The organism is Streptomyces sp. (assembly GCF_035563135.1).
In the GTDB taxonomy this organism is placed as follows: domain Bacteria; phylum Actinomycetota; class Actinomycetes; order Streptomycetales; family Streptomycetaceae; genus Streptomyces.
On record NZ_DATMVN010000684.1, the window covers coordinates 1 to 5,614 of the forward strand.

The window sequence follows — 5,614 nt, forward strand, 5'->3', positions numbered from 1 at the left end:
GGCTTCAGCCGGGTGATCCGGTTTTTGTACGGCCTGATTTCGTGGTCGATCCCGAGCTGCTGGAATTCGTACTCTCTCCGGAATTCCATCCGCTGGAGCGGGAAACTCGACGGAATTACGCGCTGGATATCCGACTGTTGCTGACTTGGTTGTGGCGACGTGGGATCCCGTGGCGGCAGGCGACCGAGAGCGACTTGCGCGCGTACCGGGAATTTCGGTGTGACTCGCCACTCAACCCAAGCCGAATCAGCGGGGCGAAGTGGGATCGGGAGGCGTCGGCTTTCACGCGGCTCTACCGGTGGGCGAAGGTCACGCCGTTGCCGGTGGACAGCCGGCGCCGGGCGGACCGCGCCGCGGACGCCCGCAGCTCGCGGGTGTCGTGGCTGACACCGAGAACCTGGGGCCTTTGGCAGGATGTTGGTCTTCGCGGCTTCGGTCCCGACGGGACACCGGTGCCGGGCTGGGACGGGCGGACTGAGCTTCGGAACACCTCGTTCGTCGGGTTCACGCTCAGCTCGGGACTGCGGAGGCAGGAGTCTGGCGCCATGTTGACGTTTGAAGTGCCGTCCCGCCCGCTGCGCTCGGGCCGCTATTGCCACGGGCAGGTGGCCCGGGCGCTGTCCCGGTCGAAGCGAGACCGGACCTTCTACGCGTCGGTCGATTCATTGCGCCAGGTCAGCGCCTACGCGGAGTCGGAGCGGGCCTGGGCGGTCGAGCGGGCCCAGGCCCAGGGACGCTACGAGAAGTTGCCGCAGATGCGGCTGATCACGAAGGTCACGACGGGCCGCACCTCGACGGTCCACTGGATCGACCGCGACGGCGTCCAAGGCCGCCATGACCTGAACCTGCTCGACTGGCGCGAGCGGCAGTGGCTGTTCGTCGAGGGACCACAGGGCCCGGAGCCGGCATGGCTGTGGCTGACCGAGCAGGGCCTGCCCATGCTGCCGGGCCGCTGGAACACCGTGTTCCGACAGGCCAACCAACGCTGCGAGCAGGCCCTGCTGACTCCGCAGGAGCGCGAGACGCCCCGGCTGCTGCGGGTTGCGGAGATCCGCGGGAAGGTCCCGTACGCGACACCCCATTCCATGCGGCACTCGATGGCGCTCTACATGTTGATCCTGCTCAACGAGTTGATGGACAAGAAGTACGGGCTGACCGCTGCAGACCGGCGCGACTTCGCCCAGCTCTACGGCGATCCGTGGTGGCTGGTGAAGACCCTGTTGGGGTACAAGGACGTTGAGACGACGAAGGAGCACTACCTCCGCCCGGTCATGTATCTGCAGCTGGAGTCGATCCTCACCTTCGACACCGAGGACGAACAAGGTGAGACGGACGAGAAGAAGGATCTGAACGGTCTGTTCGCCCGGCTGGCCCGGGAGACCTCCGGGATCCAGGACATCGAGATGCTGGTCGACGCCCTGCCCGTCGCGGCGGCATCGTGAGCGGGCGGGGACGCAAAGCCGTCCTGCCGCCGCCGGACTTCCAGGCAACCGAGCGGATAGCCGCCGACGGACTGCAGGTCACCGTGCTGAACAAGGAGGGCTTCAAGCGGGTCTTCGACTTCGCTGAGCTCTCCGCACCGCAGCCGATGCGCGAGTCACTCGCGCGAGCGTTCGCCGCGCAATCCATGGGATGGAACAGCCACTCAAGCGGCGAATCGTATTGGCGGTCCTTGGAGGTCTTCGCCCGGTTCCTCAAAGCCCAGGGGCACCCGGCCGAGGACCTCGGCGACCTCACCTCGGCCACGCTCCGACTCTGGCGCAACAACCACAAGGACACCCCCGGCGGGCGCGAGGCCCTCGCGAAGATGCGTACGCTGCTGAAGCGGGAACCGCGGCTGGCGCAGGGCCTGGCGGCCGAAGAACTGGCCCGCCCGGTCCCGAAGAAGGGCAAACCGTCCAAGCAGTCCTACCGGCCGTCGGAGCGCGACCAGGTGCTGCTGGTCGCTGAACGGCAGTTCCGGGCTGCGCTGCTGCGGATCCGAGAGAACACCACGCTGCTGGACCGCTACCGGGCAGGCTCGCTGGACCCGACCAGCCGCGAGTGGAGGGTCGCGTCCGTCCTCGAATGCTTGGCCGCCACGGGCGAACTGCCCGGGTACCCGGACAAGGAGGGGAAGGTCTACACCCGGGCCGAGGGGCTGTTGCGTGGAAAGAACGGCGGGAAGACGGCAGGCCGGCTGTTCCTGAGTCGGTCGGAGCTGACGGCTCTGGCCGTGATGATGACCGACCGCTACGGCTGGAACCTGTCGGTCTACGACCGTCTGCACGTGCCTGTCACTACCCCGTCCGCGGGCGAAAAGACGACGGTCACCTATGAGGTCCTGGTGGAGAAGCGGCGCTCCGGCGAGGGCCGGTGGTTCGCCACGGAGAACTACACCGACTCCGGCGCGGACTCTCCGGGTCGGCTCATCACCCAGGCCCTGGAAGCCACGAAGCACGGGCGGGCCCTGGCGGCCGCCCTGTCGCCTGGCCACAACCTGCTGATGGTCGCCCGCAACCGGCGCCGTACGGACGTGGACTCCAATCTGGACCGGCCCCGGAACGTCGGCCCGCTGTGCTTCGGGGTGTCCAAGGCCGATGCGCGAGTATGGGCGAGCAAGCACAAGATCGGTTCGCCCTTCCAGCGTGCCCGCAGGACGACCGTCACCACGACGGGAAAGCCGCTGCAGCACAAGCCCGGCACGCACGAGAGCATCTACGTCCTGCCCGACGAGAACGTCCAGGAAGCCGCCGTGGACGTGATCGCGGCGGGCGCCGAGGAAGCTTTCGAACAGGCCCGCGACTACACCTTCCACGGGCGCCTGACGGACGTGGCCGACGCGGCCCACCTGGAGACCGCAACGGCGGACTGCGCGGATGAAGACAACAGCCCCTGGCCGGACCCAAACGGGGGCTGCGGTGCCGACTTCCTGCTCTGCCTGTCCTGCGAGAACTCCCGAGTCCACACCGGTCACCACCCGCGCCTCGCGCTGCTGCGCCGGCAGCTGATTTCGCTTCGCTCCGCCTGGCCCGAGAAGCTCTGGCGCGAGCGCTGGGACGAACATCTCCAGCGACTCGATGACCTGCGGGCGAAGGTCAACGAGAGCACCTGGGATGCGGCACTGGGCCGGGTAACCGACCACGACCGAATGATCATCGACCACCTGCTCGAGGGAGACCTGGCCCCGTGACGACTGCACTGTCCATCGAGGCCGATCCCTACATCCTGCCGCTGCCGGAACCAGACAGCCCGGTCGTCATGGACCGGTGGATCAGCGCCGGCAACACCTACTCCAACTCCCTCTACAGTGACGACATCTGGTCGCTGGGGCCGCTGACCGACAACCCCGGGGACAGCCTCCACAAGATCAATCTGAGGAAGTGCCCGGCTGCCTTGCGGAGCGAGGTCCGTCGTGTCCTCTGGGTCTTGATCAACGGCGAGCTGCGCCCCACCTACATCCGGGAACGCGGCTTTCAGAACCGGACACGCGACGGTGTGATCAGCATGCGCGACTGCATCATCCAGTGGATGAAGTTCGCTCGCTGGCTCGATCGGCAAGGCGTGTCCCGGCTCAGCGACTGCACCATGGAGCATTGGAAGGCGTACGCCGCCAAGATCGCCAGTAGCGGCTGCGGGCGCGGTCATGCCCTGACGGTTCTGCGCTGGCTCTCGGACATGTGGGCCTTCGACCAGCTGTCGGCCAGCCCCTGCGGCATTACTCGTCCGCCCTGGGAGGACGAGGGCATCGACGACTATCTACCGGCCGAGACAGGAGACGGCAGCGGGGAGAACAAGACCGAGCCGCTGGATCCGGCCGTGATCGGGCCTCTGCTCACCTGGTCGATCCGTCTGGTCGAGGACTTCTCCGGCGACATCCTCGCTGCCTGGGACGAACGCCGCCGCATGCACGCACAGGTGAAATCCGCCAAAGCCACCCGCGAGGGCCTGGCAGCCGTCAAGAGCTACCTGCTGCCTCTGATCAACTCCGGTGCACCGCTGCCCGCCACCGTGAGCCGCCTGCACGGCGTCACGCTGGGCCACCACTACGTCGCCGCGATCGCAGGGGCCAGCTGGACCCAGGTTCATTCGTTCGCTACTCGGCTCGGACTTCGCCGGCTCACCGCTCAGCGGCCCGGCCCCAGCCCGATGCAGGTGCCCGTTACGGGCCGGATCGAGGGACGACCATGGCGCGAGTTCATGGACTACGAGGAGACGCCGATCCTGGTTCGGCACCTGGGCACAGCCGCAGCAATAGTGATCTTGTACTTGACCGGGATGCGGCCCCAAGAGGCCCAGTCCCTGCGCTCCGGGTGCTGCCCCGACCCGAAGCCGAACCCGGACGGCACGATGCCTCGGCATCTGATCCGCTCCCACCACTACAAGAACGTCCGCGACTCCGACGGCCACCATGTCTCCGCCGGTGAGGAGCGCACGGTCCCGTGGGTCGCGATCATGCCGGTAGTGAACGCTATCCGGGTGCTGGAACAGATGGTCCCCGAAGGCGAGTTGTTGTTCAGCTCCGCCCACCACGACATCGTTGGCCAGCGCAAGCAGCGTGGTGCGCTCAAGCGCAGCAGCCTCGGCCGACGCATCGAGGACCTCGTCTCGTGGATCAACCAGGAAGCCATCGCCCACGGCTTGCCCGACCAGCAGGTGCCGCCGGACCCGCACGGAAACCTGGGACTGAGCCGTCTGCGTCGCACTCTGGCCTGGCACATTGCCCGCCGGCCAGGCGGTCTGGTCGCCCTGGCCATCCAGTACGGGCACATGCGTACCGCCCTGGATGCCCGCACCTCCACCGGCTACGGCAGCCGCGAGCGCAGGGGCTTTCACGGGGAACTCGACGTCGAGACCGCCCTCGCCGCCGCGGCCACGGCGGCACGGCTGCGCGACGCAGCGGCGGCCGGCGAGAAGATCTCCGGACCGGCAGCGCGGCGGGCGATCGTCGGAGCGGCCTCGATCCCGAGCTTCGAAGGTGCCCTGACCACTCCGAAAGCCGCCGCGAAGTTCCTTGCGCGGGACGGTCTCGTGCTCTTCGACAACCCGGACGCCTTCCTCATCTGCGCGTTCAAGCGCGACACTGCCCTGTGCGATCCGGACCCCGGAGCGACGGCGCCGAATCAGTTCGCCTGCCAACTCGGCTGCGGCAACGCGATCCGGACCGACGGCCACGCCCAGGCCGCGCGGGAGCACGCTGATCGGCTCGATGCGAGGGCAGCGCTCATGCCCCAGCCCTTGGGTGACCGGCTGCGCCTGACCGCCGGCCGCTTCCGCACTCTCGCCGAGACCCACGACGCCACCGCCCAGACCGCTGAGGAGGCCCTCGCATGACCCCACAGCCCCGGCCCGACGACGAGCGGACCCGCATCCGTGAGGCCATGGACCGACTCCTCACCGGGCAGCCCGAGACCTCCGACGGCAGTCTCACCGTCAAGGCCCTGGCAGCCGAGGCCGGCGTCCACCGCATGGCCCTCTACAAGCGGCACGCGGACCTGAAGAACGAGTTCGACGAACGCGTCCGCACGGAGACCAAGCAGGTCCCGGAAACGGAGAAGCAGCTGCGGGGGACCGTCAGCAAGCTCAAAGAGACCGTCGCGAATCAGCGAGCCGAGCTGGAAGAGCTCCGCCATCT

Annotated in this window: 4 protein-coding genes; all 4 read left to right on the top strand. The window is 67.9% G+C overall.

Annotation, left to right across the window (positions count from 1 at the left end):
- On the top strand, positions 1–1,442 hold a 1,442-nt coding region (locus VN520_RS30560), incomplete at its 5' end, for an integrase (protein WP_325750186.1).
- Entirely contained in the window at positions 1,439–3,172 is a 1,734-nt protein-coding gene (locus VN520_RS30565; RefSeq protein WP_325750187.1) for a hypothetical protein, read from the top strand. The genes VN520_RS30560 and VN520_RS30565, both read left to right, overlap by 4 nt.
- Positions 3,169–5,313, top strand: coding sequence for an integrase (locus tag VN520_RS30570; protein ID WP_325750188.1), 2,145 nt, complete (start codon positions 3,169–3,171; stop codon positions 5,311–5,313). The genes VN520_RS30565 and VN520_RS30570 overlap by 4 nt, the downstream gene beginning before the upstream one ends.
- On the top strand, positions 5,310–5,614 hold a 305-nt coding region (locus VN520_RS30575), incomplete at its 3' end, for a hypothetical protein (RefSeq protein WP_325750189.1). The genes VN520_RS30570 and VN520_RS30575, both read left to right, overlap by 4 nt.